An 18,891-nucleotide genomic window follows, 5' to 3' on the forward strand; every position below is an offset into this window, starting at 1 on the left:
TTATCCAAGCACAAAACCATAAAGGAAACCAAAATAATGGTCAGGTAAATGGATGATAATCCCAGTCAATTTTCTTAAGGGGAAAATGTAAGAAAAAAAACACCATTTTTTGCAGTGGAATCATATATAGAATTTAAAATATTAGTTACTAAGATTAATAGTAAAAGTAAAATTATCTTCTACAAGGGACCAAGTAAAAATTTGGCAGAGAGTTTTAAACAGATAGATCTGAGTAAACTGTTTACTGATTAGACTGTAAAAAGCAGGATATGTTTTTTACTTTGCTTCTTACCATCAATGGTTTTTCCATTAGAAACAACTAATAAAATGGTAAAAGGATTATCTGAGCGATTAAATCAAGATCTGCGCTTGCTTCCCGGAATGCTTCTTTAAACTCCGGGTCTTTCTCATTTTTTTCTTTTATTATTTATTAATGTCAATTTCTTTAAACGGCATTATAGTTCACTCCCTTTTTATCCTACATAAGTACTTCCTTCATTCTATTTTCAGCCGTTGCAATCTCAAATAATTCCGCTTTCCCTTTCTGTTTTTTGCAAAGCGTGGAGAAGGTAGCATGTACCTTTAACCACAAAATGAACGAGATTCGGTGTTCGGTTTCCGTTTTCGTTGGCAACAAAAGACCGAATTATTGGCACTCTTCTTAAAATATCCTTGATTACATTTTAAAGCCATGATACTATATGACTGAACATGGTTCAATATTCCTGCAAGAGGTTAAGTCACATTGAAATCACAGTATGTCTGAAAACCTCTCAAATACACTTTGAACCTTATTCATTTTATAAAATTTCTATAGTAAGGAGGCTTTCTTAAATGTTACCGGAAAGTGTTTATAAGAAGTTAACTGAACCGGAATCGGTCGCGCTGGTTGGCGTGACCAGCCGGACCGGACTGGGCAGCAACAGCCCGCTGGAAGTACTGCTCAAACAGGGCTACCGGGGGCGGGTTTACCCGGTCAATCCAAAGGGGGGAGAAATTCTGGGCCAGCTTGTTTACACCTCCCTGTTGGACGTGCCGGAAATACCTGATCTTGCGGTTATCTGCGCGCCGCGTGACGCGGTGATTGAGCTTTTCAGCCAGTGCGCCGCCAAAGGGGTCAAAATTGTAATTATAACCGCCCAGGGCTTTTTTGACGGGGATGAAAAGGGCAGATTTATGCAGCATGAACTCTCTGAACTGGCTGCTAAAAACGATATCCGGGTACTGGGGCCGAACACCCTGGGGATAATAAACAACTACCATAATTTCTGCACTTCGTTCATGGATTTTGTCAACCCTGTAAAACCAATCGGGATAACCTGCCAAACCGGCACCTTCTATTTGGGCGCCTCTCAAATATGCACCGGCGCCGGCATCATAGTCGATTCCGGCAACACCACAGATATCAGCGTCACTGATGTGATCGGCCACCTGGCGCGGGATCCCCGCCTGAAAGTGATCAATATTCACATGGAGAGCCTGCGCGACGGGGTCCGGTTCATAGAGGCGGCCAGGGACGCCGTGGTCTTAAAACCTGTGATTATCTATAAGACTGGAGTCAGCCCGGCCGGTTCACTGGCGGCGAGCTCGCATACTGGTTCGCTGGCCGGTGAGGACAGGGTTTTTGACGCCGCTTTTAAGCAGTGCGGCTTGCTGCGGGCGGTGGATACTGAGGAAATCGGCGACCTGAATAAAGTGTTCTGCACCTTTAGCGGGATTAATGGCAACAGGATTGGAATAATTTCAATCTCCGGCGGCGCCGGAGTATGGACTGTGGATGCCTGCACCCGCTTCGGCCTGGAAATTGCCACACTCAGCCAGTCCACTCTTGAGCAGATGGGTGAGTTGTTTCCCGATTGGGCGCATTGCGCCAACCCGATGGATATTTGGCCGGCCAGTATGTCTCAAGGCTACCAGTATTGCTTCCGGCGCGCTTTGGAAGCCTATATGGAAGACCCGGGGATAGACGCGGTAATTTGTATGACTGGCTCATTCCTGGCCCTGGATGGTGACTTTTTGGATGTCACCGGAATCATCAGAGACGTTGCCGGCAGGTATCCGGAAAAGCCGGTGACTGTTACCTCCTGGGGCTGCAACTACCGCCATTATGAAGAGGAAGTAGAAAAAGACAACACGGTGGTGTACTACATTTCAGTTGACCGCGCCGCCAGGGCGCTCGCAGCGCTGTATAAGTATCACCACCAGATCAAGAATAAAAAGCGCGGTCCGGTAATACTTCCTGCGCATCCTGGGCAAAGCGAGGCTGCCGGAATTCTCGCCGGCAAAACAGGCAATTTGTCTCAGGCTGATGCCCTTAGTTTACTTGAATCCTACGGCATTGCCACCGCCCGCTGGGGCCAGGCGCGGGACCTTGCAGAGGCCACAGCGCTGGCCGCCCGGATTGGCTACCCCGTCACGATGAAAATTTTGAGCGAGGACATCATTCATAAATCGGATGTGGGCGGGGTGCGGCTCAATATCCGGAACGCCCGGGAACTGGAAGAAGCCTTTACTGCTATGCACACGGAAATTGCCAAAAAACAGCCTGGCGCGCGCCTGGACGGGGTGATAATACAGGAGCACCTGACCAGAGGGATAGAATTGCTGGTGGGCAGCAAGAAAGACCCGACGTTTGGGCCGGTGCTGGCTTTTGGCGCCGGGGGAGTCTTCACAGAGATATTAAATGACGTTTCTCTGCGAGTTCCGCCCTTGAGCAAGAAAGAAATTAAAACAATGATAGAGGAAACAAAAATAAGTAAAATACTTGCGGGGGCCAGGGGTACTGCCGCCGTAGATATGGAACTGCTGATCGACTGCCTGGCCGGCTTGTCCCAGCTGTTGCTGGCGAACCCGGCTATCTCGGAAATAGACCTGAACCCTTTGCTGGCCTGTGCGGACCGGGTGGCGGCGCTGGACGCCAGAGTCATCCTGGGTAATAAATAAAAAGATTTGGGTGTGTATATGCGTAATAAAATAAATAAAAGCGACTTGATCATGAAAGCCGCTTTAGAGATTTTTGCCAATAAGAATTTTAAAGATGTTACTATTTCTGAAATAGCCGAGCGGGCAGGCGTAGCGGTGGGCACTGTCTATGAATACTTCAATAACAAAGAAGACCTGTACTTCAGCATTCCCCAAAAGACATCGGAACATTTTAATGAACAGCTCGGGCTGCATTTGGAGGGGCTCTACAGCCCTGTTGAGAAAATAAGGAAATTCATCTGGTTCTACCTGCATTACCTTGAGAATCATCCCATCTACACTGAGCTTCTTCTGATGGAGCTGAGGGTAAATAAAAATTTCTTCAATACAGGACATCACCGCGGGCTCAGTGACGGTACCACCGAGATCCTTAAACTAATTGAGGAAGGCCAGCAGCAAGGGGAAATCAGGAATGACATCAGTCCCTACCTTATCCGGCATTTGATTTTGGGCGTGCTTGAGCACATAACCACTTATTGGGTGCTTAAAGGAAAGAAAGGCGATCTTGTTTCATTCAGTAAAGACACCGCGGAACTGGTATTGTCAGGTATTACCCTTAAGCTGGATTCCACCAGTGGAGTTATTTAAAAAACACCCCTCGAAAGGGGTGTTTCAGATTTTTAATATGGTAGATAACACTAAGTCTATAGCGCTGACAGAAGAAAGGGGACACACCTCTACCTGTAGCCCATCTCTGGGGAGAGGTATGTCCCCAACTTATTTTATGATTTGGTCACTGTTGTCACTTCATTGCTGTACCCGACCTTTCTGCCTGTTTCATTAACAGCCTCAACATGCCACACTACTAACCCCGGGCTTTAGGCCGGAAACAATGACAGGAGTACGGGATACTAAACCTATTGGGAAAAGTTACCGGGGATAAACTGAAGACAGACTGTTAAATCCTGATATGGCATATTCTAAAATAGCCACCTGCCGGCTTAGTTTTTCATAGGATTTTGTAGTTTCTTTCTGGCTGCTCTCCCTTTTTTCAACGGCCCGGACAAGAACAAAGCGAGTGCCTTCAATAACAGTATCAAATTTCTCTTTAAACTGTTTTCTAAAACCGTCAACACTCTTGATTATCCTTTCGTTATAATCAGTCCTGAGGCGGCCGCAATTACGGTCTATTTCCCTTTCTATTTTTTTTCTCATTTCACTCATGATCATTGGGCCGGAAATAAAACCTGGTAAAAACAAAGCGTATATTTTTATACTATCCGGGACAAACATTGTATTCTGTTCTCCAAAAATGTAGTACAGGCTGGTTTCATCTGTTAGAGCTTCTATTTCGGCAAAACCCTCCAGCTTGAGATCGAAGATTTCTGCTGATTGTTTTAACAACTCACCGATAACAAGGTTTGTTCTGTTGGTAAAACGGGACACCACTTTGTTAAAAACGTCTCTTACCTTTTTTTCCACTTCGGGTTGCCACTCTTCAAGGGATACTTTAATTCTGTCTTCTATATAACTTTCCATGTAACTCATTAATTTACGGCCGGACAGACTTTGCCCGTGGTATATTTGATCGATCTCTTTGTTGAGGGTCTCTTTACAGTATTCCTGGAACCCGGATATTTCCCGCTCCAGTTCATGGTAGACCTTATTAACTTCCCCTTTAAAAATATAGCTGTTGTCCTCCTGCTCCTGTTGCAGTCTCTTAGCCATATCGTCAAAAAGTTCGATTTTTGCTTTCAGTTCCTCTATTGGTAGATCCAATGCTTTCATTTCCAACTCTACTCCCAACCGCAGCTCAAAGGCGGCGTTTCTGCCTTTATGGCAGGCTGCGTTAATGGTCGCGCGGCCTTTTTCTGACAAAAGGAATTCATCCAGAGTGCTGGTAAATGACTGAAGATTACTCTCACTTAATTTTTTATCACTGTGTTCGATCTTACCTTCCAAGGCCAGTTTGGCAGAAAGCGGAAAAATATTTACTTCCGTAAAACCAACTCTTTCGATTAGAACTTTTTTTGCGAATTCTACAGCCTTTTGCCTGTCAGTTACAGATAGGTAGTCTATCTTGTTTAAAATAAAGAAAATCTTTACTGAATACGGAGCAATATCCTTCAGAAAGCCTATTTCTGACTGACTTATCGGCTGATCGGACGATAAAAGGAAGATAGCCGCATCAACCTTGGGAAGGTAACTATAAGTTTCATCCGTGTTGTTTTGATATATTGAACCAACACCGGGAGTGTCAATCAACATAATACCTTCTTTTAAGTAGGTTGACGGGTGTTCCAGACATACTTCTTTTACCTTTTTTTTGTTGCCGGGATTGCCTGCCTCTGTAACATAACCGGGTAATTCTCCCGGAGTAATGGTCTTGGTGTCACCGTTCAAAAAAATGACTTCAATCTTTATTTCTTTACCGAACCTGATTAGAGTAACTATTGAAGTCAGAGGCAAAACATCAGTCGGTAAAATATCAGTACCTAACAAGGCGTTTAAAAAAGTGGTTTTTCCTCTTTTAAATTCACCAAGAACAACCAGGTTAAAGCGGTCATTTAAAAGATTTTGTTTTATTTCTTCCAGATATTCAAACATGCTGCGGGCTTCCCTCATAGTGGCAACGCTTTCAAGCATATCTATGTTCTTTAATACCTCAGTTTTTAACTTACCATAACTCCTATCCATTTACTCAGTTCCCCTTCACTAATAAAAAACTCCTACCAATAGACAAATTCTACTGGTAGGAGCTATTAGCCCTAGGCATATGGCGAGCCCCATCGCCCTGTTGCTTAATAATTATATTTTGAAGGTTTTACAAAGTCAAGAGGCAGGGTTTTTTAATCAGGCTCATTCATAGCAATACCTTTAAAACATGTTGCTGCCTGCAGGCCGGGAACTTCCTTTCACCGCCGCGCCGATCTGACCGTGCACAATGGCCTGGTAAATTTCATCCCATGTGTGCTTCCTGAACACCAGTTCCGGCAGGGTGCCCTGGTTATACGGGGCGTCCAGCAAAAGCACCGGGATCCCTGCCGCGCTGACCTGAACACCGATCTCCAGGGTGTCCTCCACCAGTACTCTTAAATTTCTTTCCAGGCAGGGTTCTTTCTTATCATGGCTGCCCAGGAGAATCAGTTCATCATAAGGCAAATTGTGTTTTTTCAGCCACTCCTGAGTCTCTTCCTGATATCTTTTATCCCGGGCTGTAATGATATATATTTCATGCTGCTGTTTGATCCTGCTCAGATAATGCGAGGCCCCTGCCACAGGTTCAGCTGACTTCATCAAATATTGTCCTCTGTGCTTAAGAAAAAGTTTGAGCTCACTCTGGCTGATCTCGTAAGTCTTTAGCACGTTGTATAAATGCATTTCATTCAACTGCTTGTTTACATTAAAATAATTATTCAGCTCGGCTACCCAGAGAGGCAGGCTGTTGGCCAGAACCCCGTCAATGTCCACACCAATTTTCATAACAAATCCTCCATGCGCGTAAAGCGTTACATACCAGTATATTCTCCCGCGGCTGATGAATTCCTTTTCCCCGTTATTTCCTTAAGGCAACAGAAAAAAAACAGCCCTTGCGGGCTGATGCAGTTTTTTTGTGCTGGCGCCGCGTTAGCGGCAAAGTTGTCTAATAGGCAAATATTGTGTTACCTATAGTTTTGCTTACAGGCCTCTCCCGCAGCCATACACTTTTAGACTGATTGGCGTAAAAGTATAAAGCTCCGTTAGTAGGATCCGTACCTCCCAGGGCTTCTCTGGCGGCTAATTTGGCATCTTCACTGGCCGGACGGTTGATCCAGCCGTTTTCCACCGGCTGAAACTGGTAAACCCCGTTGCCGTTTTGGTTAATCACGTCTTTAATGGACTTGGGAAAACCAGGGCTGTTCACCCGGTTCAAGACCACAGCCCCAACGGCAACCTTCCCCTCATACGGTTCACTGTCGGCCTCGGCGGTAATCAGCCTGGCCAGCAGGTCAACTTCATCCGGGGACGGCCTGATAAAACTAAGACCCCTGTTTACCTGCTGCACTGGCTGCCGGACAGGAGTATCACCCCCGGAGCCTGGTATATATAGAGGCATCCCGGGATAGATGTTTGTATTTTTGAGGCCGTTGGCCGACATAATTTCCTGGTACAGCAAACCGCGTTTCAGCGCGATCTGATAAAGTGTGTCGCCAGGTTGTACAATATAGACGGGGTTTGAGGCGGTAGGACCGGTGTCAGGCGTACTGCCGGTTGGGCCGGCATCGCCCGTGTTGCCGCCGTCACCGGGCTGGCTGTCAGTTTGACTGTCAGCACCGGCCGGGCTGCCGGTATCGGTTGGGCTGTCAGCACCTGCCGGGCTGGTCTCGCCGGGGTTTTCAGAGGCACTGGCTGCCTCTTCCGGAATGTTTAGTTCCTGGCCGGGGAAGATCAGGTTATCCTCGATCTGATTGGCTTCAACCAGAGACTCAACGGAAATACCGTAACTTTGGCTGATTGAATAGAGGCATTCATCAGGCAATACGGTGTGTGTGGCGGCTTGCGCCGCACAGGGAAGGGCAATAGCGGCTGCCAGGACAAAAAAGCAAAAAAGCAAACGGGTAGCCCAAGACATAGAATCCCTCCTTTAGCCTCCGAGGTTAGCTGATGGGTTCGGGTTGAGGGTACCCTACCAAAACAGTAGTAGGTAGTGGGTTGTCGGTTGTGGGATTGTTTGTTGGAAATCACCTTTGGTGATTTCCTTCTTAAATCTGACTACCGACTACTGACTACTGACTACCGAATTGGATTCACCCCAAAAAAATTTGTCCCCCGTACCCCGGGTATCCGGGGATTCGGCTTTTTGTATAATTGTACAAGAATCACCATGGTTTGACCATAACACAAAATTTTACAGGCAAGTTGCCATACGCAAAAAAATAACCCCTTACGGGGCTATTTTCACTATTTAGACGTTTGATTAGGAAGGATTCTGCTGGGCCAGCTCAAAACCACAATTCCAACAGTATTTGGCCGCCAGGGGCAGCTCTGTCTGGCATTTGGGGCAAACAGGCGGTTTGGGGTTGAGTTTGGCTACCTGCTCCTCCAATTCAGCTATTTCTTCTTCAAGGCTCTTGGTGCTCTTGAGCAGACGCTCAATCTCTTCCCCGTGTCCTTCTTCGCCCTTGAACTGCAGGAAAACAAGGTTACCCAGGGCCGCGATGTTGTTCTCCGCTTCTTTTTCCAGTTTTGATATCTCAAACTTCAGCTTGGTTGATTCGACCAGATCGCTCGACTTTTTTCCAATGGTTTTAGCACTTTCGCCAATAGTCTTGGCTCCTTCAGTTACCTTCTTGAAAATATCCACCCTTTTGCACCCTCTTTCTTTTTTATCTGGTCTATCAATATTTCTAGCCATGCAATAATTATCCTTCTGCTGCCAACACATAAAATTATGTAACCTGTTTAGCCCAGTCCATATACTCGTCCAACTCCCGGTTAACCGCCGCATCGGCCAGTTTGTTCTCCTCCCTGGGCACGTGCCTGACGACAAGCTTCAGCCGGGGAGTGATGGCCACACTTTCCCAGACTCTTTCGGCTATTTCCCTCAAAGTAGGCTCCTTGATCTTATACTGCCGGTTATACTGGCGGACCACCAGTTCACTGTCAGCCCTCACCTCGGCCTCCAGTTCATCGTGCTCTCCGGACAGGTGGGCAAGAGCGTTAACCGCGCCCTCCAGCGCGCTCCACTCTGCAAAATTGTTGGTCATATTAGGCCCCAAAAATTTGCTTTTTGTCGCCAGCACCTTGCCTTCCCCGTCTGTTATCACCATGGCTGCCGCCGCGGGGCCCGGATTACCGCGGCTGCCCCCGTCTATGTTTACAAATATTTTCATTATTACACCTCTCACCTTTATTTTACCAGCTTTAGCATGTCATTAATAGTTACCTTCACTCCTATTTTACTTTATCTTGCTATTAAGAATCAGGAAATTTTTTACGACAATTAAATAAAACAATAATTGGGGGAAACCGTTAATGATCAAAAATTTTGGGCACATTATACAGGGTTTCTCTGTAATCTTGAATATTACCAGTGTTTGGAGAGAAGGTGCAGACTATTAAAATCGATTTGGAAAATTACAAAGAACTTATTTACAGCCTGGAAGAAATCGTTTATCCCGGACGGCTGGACCGTTTAGCGAAAGCCGCGCTGGATCACCATCATAGGTTGTCCGAAATGGGGTTAAGCAACGAACAGATCATAACCACTCTTGTGGCCAGTATGGCGGGTGAGGCTTTTAGGGAAGCTGTGGCGTTAACTCTGGCCGTCGTGGCAATGTCCAACGACGAGCCGGAAAGACCGCTCAACCCCAGAGATGTTATTAAGCGCATCAAGTAGTTAATAAAGGCCGTCACAAAAAATGTTCTGGAGTTGATATTATTGGGAAAGAGAATTATGCTGGTTGATGACAGCAACTTTGCCCGGGATATGCTTAAGGACATACTAACCAAACATGGCTATGAAATTGCCGGAGAGGCCCGAAACGGTCGCGAGGCGGTGGAGCTGTTTGAGCAGATCAAGCCCGATCTGATCACCATGGACATTGCCATGCCGGAACTGGACGGGATTAACGCCCTGAAAAAAATACTGGCGGCAAACCCGGCAGCCAGAGTTATTGTCATAAGTTCCGCCAACAGCAGGGAGATTGTAAAACATGTGGTGCAAGACGGCGCCCTGGACTTTGTGGTAAAACCTTTTACCAAAGATCGCCTGCTCAAAGCAGTCGACAAAGCGCTTGCCAGGAGCAGATAAATACGGTACAATATATTCTGCTTTAACTTGCCGATGTGGCTCAGGGGTAGAGCAGCGCACTCGTAATGCGCAGGCCGGGGGTTCGAATCCCCCCATCGGCTCCAGGAAAATTCAGGCACCTCAGGGGATTGAGGCGCTTTCATCGTTTGAAGCTAAAGCTATTATTTTATCAAATTTCAAAGACCCCACTTCTCTAGAGGATAGGGGACACACCTCCTGTGGAGGAATGTCCCCAACGAATGGGGTTCCGCTTCGAACTTCGGTGGGGGTAGAATCCCCCACTGAAGCCCCGAGTTTAGCGAAAGCTAAATGAGTTCACTAGCAAACCATTACTGGCAATTGACAGTAGCAATATCAAAAACTGAAAACTGATCGGTATTAGGCGCGTAATGGTCCTTGGCATATACTATTACCTTGTAAGCACCGGTTTCAGAGGAAACAAAACTGAACATATTATTGTTTGAATAGCCCTGGCCCAATATCCAGGTGCCGGAAGGATTTTGGTACCAGAACTGATATTCTGCACCGGTCAAGCCGGTGGCAGTTGCGCTGACATTAACGGACTGACCTGCTGTCACATTGGACGGAGCGCTAATACTAACCATGCTCCCCACGTTCAGGATAAAGACCCTGTAATAGGCTTTATGCCAGTTTCTAGCGGCAACGTCATTACTATCCAGCGCGTAAACGGCCACAACGTAGCTACCCGGTTGGAGGTTGTACAGAGTATAGGTATTTACAGTTGAATAGTCTTGGACACAAGTCCACCCGTTCTGGTCATGAACCCAGAATTGATAAAGGGTGGTACCCCCGACGTTTGTAGCCGTAGCAGTGAAGGTTGCGTTAACACCAACGTCCTGGCGACCATTTGGACCGGTAACGACCAGGTTGCTTACCCCGGAGCCCGTAGTGGTAAAAACGACGTAAGCCGCATTACTTTGGACGGAGGTACTGGAAGGTGCGTTGGCAGACTTGGCGTAAGCATATACCATATATGACCCTGGCACATCCCGGGTAAATGTATAGGTGTTGCTGCTGGTAAAGTCACCGCTATACGTCCAAGTCTCGTCTGCAGACTCTTTAACCCAAAACTGGTATACGGGGTCTGATATGCCTTCCGCCACTGCGGTTGCTGTAACATTAGTATTTACCGGCACAGATGAGGCATTCAGCGAAAGGCTTACAGTCGGGTTGGGCTGGGCTGCTTCATTATCCATAATTGTAATCACTGAATTGCTTTGAACGCCCAATGTGGCTCCACCCGTTGGATTGCTAAGGGTTAAGTTAATAGTTTCGTTACCTTCCACGATATTGTCATCAATAATATTTACGGTGAACGTCTTGCTGGTCTCACCTTCGTTAAACGTAAGTGTCCCGGAAGCAGCCGTGTAATCAACCCCTGCAGTGGCCGTTCCATCGCTGGAGGCGTAATTAACCGCCACCGTTCCATCGCTGCCGTTTATCCGGTTTACTGTAATAGTAACAGTTCCACCGTTTTCATCCAATGAGTATCCACCAGAACTAAAGCTAAACTGTCCGGGTTGTTCAGCCATAAAACTGCTTGCCTTAATCATGATAACTGAATCAAGAATACCATCGCCGGCATCCGCAATGGCCAGTTTGATGCGATTGGTTTGGTTTGGGGTAACAGTCGCACGGGCTGTTAATACCGTGGTCAAACCGTCCATTTCTGTATTAATTGAGCCATTTTCATTATTCCTGTAATATTGCGCGTTTTTCCCAAGGTTAATGTTATTAACCGATACGCGGTCATTGGATTCGGGCACTAGGGCAATATTTTGGCCGTTAACAAAAAAGCCAAACACATCATTATAATCACTGCCAACGTACTCGTTATACTCATCAGATGCAAACACGTACTGAATACGAATAGCGTTTGATACAGGAACAAAATCAAATTCAAGAATGGTAGCATCTTGGGTTTCATATCCAGGGATGAGGCCATTCAATTCCGTGTCGCCCGGCAAATTATTATCATCACCAGCGCCGGTCTCCTGATTCGGACCAACAACATTACTAATGTTGCCCGTGCTGAGTATTACACCACTTTCAAATCCAATGATTCCCGTGCCACCGGCAAAAGTACCGGCGGAACTTGCCGTACCGGTATACGAAACATTGCTGATGGTCACGCCGGATCCTACAAGTGCTTCTGCCAGCTGTTGTCCGGATACCATGTTCTGAACAACTAATCCACCACTTGATTGACTAGTTAAAAACTTGGAATCAACACCGGTGGAGTTGCTTATCCTGGAACTCTCAACCATACCCTCATTAACCCCGGCAGATACCGGCAAAACAAAACAAAGAATTAAAAATGCTAATGTCATTAGGATGGGCAGTATTTTATTACTTTTTTTCACGCTAATGCCTCCTCGTATTATTATTACTCGTTTTCAATCTATCGCTATTTCTTATAAGCATCACCTTCCAAATAAAAAAAGTTGGACATCCATGCAGCCAAAGGGGCACCATTAGAAAAAAGAAAAATTACCTGACGATTATCTTCAGGGTAGTCCAAATTAATTTTTTTAACAATTTTAACATTTTTGGATGTTTAATTTCTTTTGTTATATTGCGATTTGCTTTGCAATTATTGCTAAAAGGCACAATAGAGTAGGGAACCACTCTCGTGGCTCCCCACTCATCAAAACGTACGGGCTTTCTAAGGCATACTGCAGTCTTGCACATTCAATGGACTATACGATAGCCCCGGCCACAGCGCCGGAATTCTGCTTTTAGCGGGCCTTTTGGGAGCGGCTAAGACTTCCTACCTGCAGCCTTGTTTTTATGTGCCATGGTACTAGCAAAACCTCCGGGTATTTCCTCCGGAGGTTATTTTGTTAAAATGAGGATATCAGAGTTACTCTGGGAAGTTGCATTATATTCTATTACCAGAACAGATACAAGCCTGTCAACTATGAGTTCATTGCAATTATTTTTTTACATTATTTTTAACTGAAAATATATACCATTTATTAGTACATTATGTTATTATATGGTAAACAATCCTTCCGTTAGTGAGGTCCAAAATGAGAAGATTTCTCAAATATCTGTCTTATGGAATTATTGTGGCCCTTTTATCAGGGAACATCTATCTTCAGGTCAACAAACCGCCGCCAGAGGTCAAATCTGACAATGTGGAAATAGAGCAGCGGATAAAAACCCTTGAGGAGAAATATAACGGGCTGCAGTTTGAAATGGAAGACGTAAAGAATGTTCAAGGATACATTGTGTGGGAAAAGGACTGGAGAAACAAAGCAAGGTAATCCCAACCCGGCGGGTTGACGTCATTGCTGCAGGTTAAATTCCCTCTTCAAGCACGGCATCAAGTCGTGCGTATTTTTCTTACCTAACCAGAGCCACCCAAAAAGTACTATATTTCGATTTTATATCTAATTGTAATATTTAGTATAAACTTGCTAAAATTACAAGTGGAGGTGGTTATATTGGATGCGAGGAAATGTCCTAAATGCGGCACGTATTGGTACAGTGCCGATTACGATAACACCTGGATTTGCGAGGAGTGCGGCGCGGAAATACCGTCAGCGCCTGCCGTTATTCAGTTGCCTGATAAGAAAATAATATTAAGTTTTACCAGCAGTGACCGTTTGACTTGATTTTAATATCAGGATAAAAATGATATACTTGAACCAAACATCTTCCCTACGGATAGTTGGTGTAGATCATGATCAGTAATTACATTAAAATCTATGATAACATTCAAATATCCCGCAGCGGAGAAGAAGATTGGTATACTTCAAAGATACAGGGTTTGGATCAGAAATACCTGTTTGTCGATACGCCCTATCATCAAAACATACCATTAATTTTAGAAAGCGGCGAACTAGTAAACGGCAGGGCTTTTCTGGAAAGTGGGAAATTCGAATTCCAAAGCCGCTATCTGGAAAAGCGTTATGACAACATACCTTTGCTTACACTTACCATACCGCATGAATACAAACGGTATCAGCTGAGAAAGTTCGTCCGCCTGCCAATTATGATCGATGTTTATTATGCTGAATCTCGTCATGGATTTGACGGAAACCCAATGTTTATGAAAGCTACTTCTCTTGACCTGAGCGCCAACAGCTTGAGAATTGCAACTAGAAAATCTTATGACAGTGGGACATCGTTATTATTAAAATTTGATTTAACAGCCAGGAACTTAAGCTTTAAGGTAAGTGTTACAGGCAGGGTTGTGCGAGTTACCAGCCCTGACCAAAACCAGACCTTCCATGTCGCGGTACAGTTCACTGATATCACCAGGCAGCAGGAAGACTTGATCATGCGCTTTATCTTTCATAAGACCACTGAAAGAAAACGCCTGGCCTGATAACAATCGGGGACATTTCTCATCCTAAAAGGAATACCCACGATAGAGAAGTGTCCCCGTTCCTTATTTAAAAGCGGGGCAGCAACCCAGCTTTTATTGTTTTGTTGCAAACTGTTGTTTTTACTCAATGACGTCACCCAGGTAGGCGCTCCGTACTTTGGGGTTGGCCTGGAGGTCGGCGGCAGTGCCTGAGAGCAATATCCTGCCGGTTTCCAAAACATAAGCACGGTGGGCAATCTGAAGGGACATAAAGGCGTTTTGCTCCACCAGGAGGACAGTAGTACCAAGCTGGTTTATCTCCTGGATAATATTAAATATCTCCTCAACCAGAATAGGAGAAAGGCCCATGGAAGGCTCATCAAGGATAAGGAGACTGGGTTTGCACATTAGCCCGCGGCCCATCGCCAGCATCTGCTGCTCGCCACCGGATAGTGTGCCCGCGTGTTGCTTTTCCCTTTCTTTAAGGCGCGGAAATCGCTGAAACACGTTCTCCAGGCTGGCAGCGATTTCTGTCCTGTCGGACTTTGTGTAAGCCCCCATCAACAGGTTTTCATGTACAGTCAGGTTGGGAAATATCTTCCTCCCTTCCGGTACGTGGGCCAAGCCCATCTTGACGATCTTGTGGGCAGGTGTTTTGGTAATGTCCTGTCCCATAAACTCTATTAACCCTGATTTGGCACGGATAAGCCCTGATATGGTGCGCAGTGTAGTGGACTTGCCGGCGCCGTTCGCCCCAATCAGTGTAACTATTTCCCCTTCATTCACCTCAAAGGAGATTCCATGCAGCGCCTGGATGGCGCCATAGTAAACCTGAATATTATTTACCGTAAGCATCAGGCGCTCACCACCCCCTTGCCCAGGTAAGCTTCCAACACTTTCTGGTTGTTGCGTATTTCCTCCGGCAAACCGGCAGCGATTATTTCACCGAAGTCCAGGACTACCAGCCGCTCGCAGACATTCATAACCACACCCATCTGGTGCTCAATAAGCAGGATTGTTATATTAAAATGATCTCTGATAAACCGGATCATTTCTACCAGTGTGCCCACCTCTGAAGGGTTCATACCCGCGGCCGGCTCATCCAGCAGCAGGAGTTTTGGCTCTCCCGCCAGCGCCCTGGCTATTTCCAGCCTGCGCTGGTCACCGTAAGGCAAATTTGCGGCTGTCAAATGCGCCCGGTCGTCCAGGTTCATTGTCTTCAGCAGTTCAAAGGATTTTTCAGTAATCCGCTCTTCTTCGGCAGAGTAGCGGGGCGTATGCAGGAAAGAGTCCATCAGCCCGTACTTTACCCTGGGGTGAAAAATGGTCCGGACGTTCTCCAGGACGGTACACTGCTTGAAAAGCCTGATGTTCTGGAAGGTCCTGGCTATACCCAGCTGGGTAATTTTAAACGGTTTCATCCCCAGGATGTCTTGTCCCATAAATTTAATTGAACCCGAGGAAACCGGGAATATTCCTGTAATCAGATTAAAGACCGTGGTTTTACCCGCCCCGTTGGGTCCAATCAGACCGACAATTTCGTTCTCTTCAAGGGTCAGATCAAAGCTTGATACTGCTTTTAACCCCCCGAAGTTTTTGCTCAAGTCCTTAATTTCCAGGATCGGCATGCGGACCCTCCTTTCCTGAGGCGGGGATTGCTTTGGGAGGCGCCATGACGCTGACTTCCTTGCCGCCGAAAATCCCCTGCGGCCGCAGCAGAATGATTACCACCAGGATTAAAGCATAGATAACACCGCGAAACTCCAAAAACTGCTGGCCTAAAACAAAACGCAGCCCCTCCAATAGAAAGACCCAGGCTATCGAGGTGATAATTGTACCGGACATGCTGCCCAACCCACCCAGCACCACTATAAGCAAAAAATCAAATGACTTCAAAAAGTCAAAACTCGACGGGTGCAGAAACGGGTAGCGGTGGACATATAAGGCGCCCGCCAGCCCGGCCAGGGCGCAGCCGAAAACAAAGGCCAGCACTTTATACCTGGTGGTGTCGATACCCATAATATCGGCGGCTATTTCATCATCACGTATAGCAGTACATGCTCTGCCGTAACTTGATTGGACAAAGTTGCGCGTTAAAAGGACTGTCATTACCGTACACAGGAAAATGATATCAAAACCTGCCACCTGCGGCAGTCCTGTAATGCCGGTTGCGCCGCCCAGTACCGGCAGCAGCCTGTTGGAATTGTCCATGCCCACCTTTACAATAATGCCAAAGCCTAACGTGGCTATGCCCAGATAGTCGGAGCGCAGGCGCAGGATAGGCAGACCGATTAAAAAGGCGACCAGCGCGGCAGTCAGCGCCCCGACGGGCAGGGCCAGCAAAAACCAGGCCATACTCCCGTGCCCGTATGTCTTACTGACAAATGCGGCAGCGTAAGCGCCAATTCCATAAAAGGCGGCGTGCCCAAGAGAAAACTGGCCGGAAAAACCGTAGATGATGCAAAGGCCAAGCGCACCTATGGTTGTAATTAAAGCCTGATCCAGCACAAGCCCCCAGTATGATGAGAGTATGCTGCTGATCAGCAGGGCTTTCATCACAACATAAACAGCCAGTGTAATAAGCAATAGGACAGCGGTTTTGCCTAAATTCATTTTCGTTTTTTTGCCCATGTCCATTTACCTATACTTTCTCCGGTTTATTTTTCCCGAGTATGCCTGTCGGCCGTACCATCAAAACAATGATCAGGATGGCAAAAGCAATGGCATCTCTCAACTGGGTAGGCAGGTAGGCCGCTGTCAGAGTCTCAACCTGGCCCATGATCAGAGCGCCCAGCACCGCTCCCGGGACGATGCCAATCCCCCCTAAAACCGCTGCTGTGAAAGCTTTAAGGCCAGGCATTATGCCCATAAAGGGCTGGATCTGGGGATAGGCAATAGCAAAGAGAACACCGCCCGCGGCGGCCAGGGCGGAACCAATGGCAAAGGTCACGGAGATCACGCTGTCAACGTTAACACCCATCAGACGGGCGGCGTCATGGTCAAAGGATACTGTGCGCATGGCCATACCGATTTTAGTACGATAAATCATATATTGGAGTAATAAAAGCATGATAATGACCACTACCGCAACCATGACCTGTATATTGTTAAATGTAACCCCGCCCAACACCCAGTGCACTTCTTCGAACGGCCGCTGAACCACACGGTAATTCGGCCCAAAGACAAAGCGGAGGCTGCAGAAGTATTCTAAAAAAAGCGACACCCCTAAAGCACTGATCAGTACTGAAATAGTCGGGGCGTAGCGGAGAGGGCGATACGCGATTTTTTCTATAACCACACCCAGTATCGCACATACAGCCATAGCCGTTATTACAGCCAGGGGCAGCGGCATGCCCCATTTGGCAAAGCCATAGTACCCTATGAAGGCTCCGACCATAAAAACGTCGCCGTGGGCAAAGTTGATCAGTTTAATTATACCGTAAACCATGGTATAGCCAAGAGCGATCAGGGCGTACATAAAACCAAGCTGCAGGCCGTTGATCACTTGATCAAGAAAGTGTTCCAATAAAAGTCAACTCCCGAGAGCTTTTACCGTAGTTAATGAGGGAAGGGGGTGATATCACCCGCCTTCCCTATCGATAAAGCATGTATTTAACTTATACTAGGTGTCCGCAATCAATTGATTTAAAGTAATTCTACATTATGGGTTTACTATAGTTACAAAATCATATTTTTTGGCGGCGTTAACTTTTAAGATCGTAACTGGCTTAGTCGGGTTGCCGTTTTGGTCAAAGGAAATTTTGCCGCTTATTGCAGGAAAGTCTTTGGTATCTTTCAAGATATCTTTAATTTTGGTGGTATCGTCGCTGTTAGCCTTGGCTATGGCATTCAAAAGCAGTTTTGTCGCGTCATAAGCCAGAGCCGCTGTGAATTCCGGCGCTGTATTATACTTCGCTTTATACTTCTCTACAAATGCCTTGACCTCCGGCCTTGGGTCATCAGCGGAAAAGTGGTTGGTAAAATATGAACCGGCCATAGTGGCGTAGTCCAGGTCCGGGGAATCCCATCCGTCCCCGCCTAAGAAGATGGCGTTTATATTCTTCTGGCGGGCCTGCTGGCCGATTATGCTCACTTTCTGGTGGTAGTCAGGCAGGTAGAGCAGGTCCGGGCTTTTCGCGGCTATATTGGTGAGAACTGCCGAAAAGTCCTTATCGTCCTTAGAGTAGGCTTCAAAAGCGACAATTTCCCCACCGCCCTTGATAAATCCTTCTTTGAATTGGTTTGCCAGTCCGATGGTATAGTCGTTGGACTGGTCATAGAGCACTGCCGCTTTCTTTGCTTTCAAAGTATCGGTGGCAAATTTAGCGCCGACAGTCCCCTGCAGGGGGTCAATAAAACAGGCGCGGAAGACATATTCTTTGCGCTTGCCGTCTGCGACGGTGACTTTCTCGTTTGTCGCCGTATTGCTGATCATAATTACTTTATTGCTGTTGGCAATTTCTGAAGTCGGAATGGCTGGTTTGGTGGTTACAGGGCCGATGATAGCTTTCACTTTGTCAACGGAAACAAGCTTGGTGGCAACGTTGGTCCCCTCAGTCGGGTCATTCTTATCGTCAACTATAACAGTCTCAATCTTGTAGTCGCCGGCCTTGTATCCAGCTTCTTCAAGCGCCAGAAGAAAGCCGCTTTTGGTGTACTCTCCGTAGCTCTGCACATCGCCTGTCAGCGGAGCGGACAGACCAACTTTAATAACCTTTTCACCTGTTGCTGCCTGCTGTTTACTGCCGCAACCTGTCGCAACCAGTGCCAGTCCCAGCAGTAAAACCAACAGAACCAACAACCATTTGTTTTTTAACACTAAAATTCCCCCTTAATCTTC

The 18,891-nt window shown here is 46.6% G+C and carries 18 protein-coding genes, 1 tRNA gene and 2 riboswitches; of the genes, 8 read left to right on the plus strand and 11 right to left on the minus strand.

The window, feature by feature from the left end; all coding sequences use genetic code 11:
• Positions 1-834 precede the first annotated feature (834 nt).
• A complete protein-coding gene (locus Pmgp_RS01025; RefSeq protein ID WP_134212108.1) occupies positions 835-2,943 on the plus strand; it encodes an acetate--CoA ligase family protein in 2,109 nt (702 codons plus the stop codon).
• 18 nt (positions 2,944-2,961) lie between these two features.
• Entirely contained in the window at positions 2,962-3,570 is a 609-nt protein-coding gene (locus tag Pmgp_RS01030) for a TetR/AcrR family transcriptional regulator (protein WP_153189167.1), read from the plus strand.
• A 282-nt stretch (positions 3,571-3,852) separates the two neighbouring features.
• Here the strand turns inward: Pmgp_RS01030 and Pmgp_RS01035 are convergent, their stop codons facing one another.
• The 5 genes from Pmgp_RS01035 to Pmgp_RS01055 form a co-directional block, all read right to left on the minus strand.
• A complete protein-coding gene (locus Pmgp_RS01035; RefSeq protein ID WP_134212110.1) occupies positions 3,853-5,619 on the minus strand; it encodes a dynamin family protein in 1,767 nt (588 codons plus the stop codon).
• 49 nt (positions 5,620-5,668) lie between these two features.
• Positions 5,669-5,725, minus strand: a riboswitch (Fluoride riboswitch).
• 74 nt (positions 5,726-5,799) lie between these two features.
• On the minus strand, positions 5,800-6,405 hold the full coding sequence (locus tag Pmgp_RS01040; RefSeq protein WP_134212111.1) for a 5' nucleotidase, NT5C type: 606 nt from the start codon (positions 6,403-6,405) through the stop codon (positions 5,800-5,802).
• A gap of 160 nt (positions 6,406-6,565) precedes the next feature.
• On the minus strand, positions 6,566-7,534 hold the full coding sequence (locus Pmgp_RS01045; RefSeq protein ID WP_134212112.1) for a cell wall hydrolase: 969 nt from the start codon (positions 7,532-7,534) through the stop codon (positions 6,566-6,568).
• Positions 7,535-7,770, minus strand: a riboswitch (cyclic di-AMP (ydaO/yuaA leader).
• A 109-nt stretch (positions 7,771-7,879) separates the two neighbouring features.
• Complete coding sequence (locus tag Pmgp_RS01050; RefSeq protein WP_134212113.1) at positions 7,880-8,266, minus strand: zinc ribbon domain-containing protein; 387 nt, start codon at positions 8,264-8,266, stop codon at positions 7,880-7,882.
• An 85-nt stretch (positions 8,267-8,351) separates the two neighbouring features.
• On the minus strand, positions 8,352-8,795 hold the full coding sequence (locus Pmgp_RS01055) for a ribonuclease HI family protein (RefSeq protein WP_134212114.1): 444 nt from the start codon (positions 8,793-8,795) through the stop codon (positions 8,352-8,354).
• 215 nt (positions 8,796-9,010) lie between these two features.
• On the opposite strand from Pmgp_RS01055, the gene Pmgp_RS01060 reads away from it, so the two are divergent.
• The 3 genes from Pmgp_RS01060 to Pmgp_RS01070 all read left to right on the plus strand — a co-directional run bounded on the left by Pmgp_RS01060 (position 9,011) and on the right by Pmgp_RS01070 (position 9,819).
• Entirely contained in the window at positions 9,011-9,301 is a 291-nt protein-coding gene (locus Pmgp_RS01060; RefSeq protein WP_153189168.1) for a hypothetical protein, read from the plus strand.
• A gap of 42 nt (positions 9,302-9,343) precedes the next feature.
• Positions 9,344-9,715, plus strand: coding sequence for a response regulator (locus Pmgp_RS01065; RefSeq protein ID WP_134212116.1), 372 nt, complete (start codon positions 9,344-9,346; stop codon positions 9,713-9,715).
• A gap of 29 nt (positions 9,716-9,744) precedes the next feature.
• Positions 9,745-9,819, plus strand: a tRNA-Thr gene (locus Pmgp_RS01070).
• Between the two features lie 225 nt (positions 9,820-10,044).
• On the opposite strand, the gene Pmgp_RS01075 is transcribed toward Pmgp_RS01070, so the two are convergent.
• Positions 10,045-12,099, minus strand: coding sequence for a choice-of-anchor L domain-containing protein (locus Pmgp_RS01075; protein ID WP_134212117.1), 2,055 nt, complete (start codon positions 12,097-12,099; stop codon positions 10,045-10,047).
• 669 nt (positions 12,100-12,768) lie between these two features.
• Between Pmgp_RS01075 and Pmgp_RS01080 the strand changes: the two genes are divergently transcribed.
• From Pmgp_RS01080 to Pmgp_RS01085, 3 genes are all read left to right on the plus strand, one after another.
• The gene (locus tag Pmgp_RS01080) at positions 12,769-13,005 is read left to right on the plus strand and encodes a hypothetical protein (protein ID WP_134212118.1); all 237 of its coding nucleotides are present in this window, start codon (positions 12,769-12,771) and stop codon (positions 13,003-13,005) included.
• Between the two features lie 180 nt (positions 13,006-13,185).
• Positions 13,186-13,356 carry a hypothetical protein gene (locus tag Pmgp_RS19560; RefSeq protein WP_192902714.1) on the plus strand — a complete coding sequence of 57 codons (171 nt, stop codon included), beginning with the start codon at positions 13,186-13,188 and terminating at the stop codon, positions 13,354-13,356.
• A gap of 68 nt (positions 13,357-13,424) precedes the next feature.
• On the plus strand, positions 13,425-14,072 hold the full coding sequence (locus Pmgp_RS01085; RefSeq protein WP_134212119.1) for a flagellar brake protein: 648 nt from the start codon (positions 13,425-13,427) through the stop codon (positions 14,070-14,072).
• A gap of 120 nt (positions 14,073-14,192) precedes the next feature.
• On the opposite strand, the gene Pmgp_RS01090 is transcribed toward Pmgp_RS01085, so the two are convergent.
• The 5 genes from Pmgp_RS01090 to Pmgp_RS01110 all read right to left on the minus strand — a co-directional run bounded on the left by Pmgp_RS01090 (position 14,193) and on the right by Pmgp_RS01110 (position 18,870).
• Positions 14,193-14,906: an ABC transporter ATP-binding protein gene (locus Pmgp_RS01090; protein ID WP_134212120.1), complete on the minus strand. Its 714-nt coding sequence runs from the start codon at positions 14,904-14,906 to the stop codon at positions 14,193-14,195.
• The gene (locus Pmgp_RS01095; protein WP_134212121.1) at positions 14,906-15,679 is read right to left on the minus strand and encodes an ABC transporter ATP-binding protein; all 774 of its coding nucleotides are present in this window, start codon (positions 15,677-15,679) and stop codon (positions 14,906-14,908) included. The genes Pmgp_RS01090 and Pmgp_RS01095 overlap by 1 nt, the downstream gene beginning before the upstream one ends.
• Positions 15,660-16,688: a branched-chain amino acid ABC transporter permease gene (locus tag Pmgp_RS01100; RefSeq protein ID WP_345789114.1), complete on the minus strand. Its 1,029-nt coding sequence runs from the start codon at positions 16,686-16,688 to the stop codon at positions 15,660-15,662. The genes Pmgp_RS01095 and Pmgp_RS01100 overlap by 20 nt, the downstream gene beginning before the upstream one ends.
• Before the next feature lie 4 nt (positions 16,689-16,692).
• Entirely contained in the window at positions 16,693-17,577 is an 885-nt protein-coding gene (locus Pmgp_RS01105) for a branched-chain amino acid ABC transporter permease (RefSeq protein ID WP_134212123.1), read from the minus strand.
• Positions 17,578-17,712: 135 nt separating this feature from the next.
• The gene (locus tag Pmgp_RS01110) at positions 17,713-18,870 is read right to left on the minus strand and encodes an ABC transporter substrate-binding protein (RefSeq protein WP_134212124.1); all 1,158 of its coding nucleotides are present in this window, start codon (positions 18,868-18,870) and stop codon (positions 17,713-17,715) included.
• Between the last annotated feature and the right edge of the window lie 21 nt (positions 18,871-18,891).

Origin of the sequence: Pelotomaculum propionicicum, assembly GCF_004369225.1 — a bacterium.
Lineage (GTDB): Bacteria > Bacillota > Desulfotomaculia > Desulfotomaculales > Pelotomaculaceae > Pelotomaculum_B > Pelotomaculum_B propionicicum.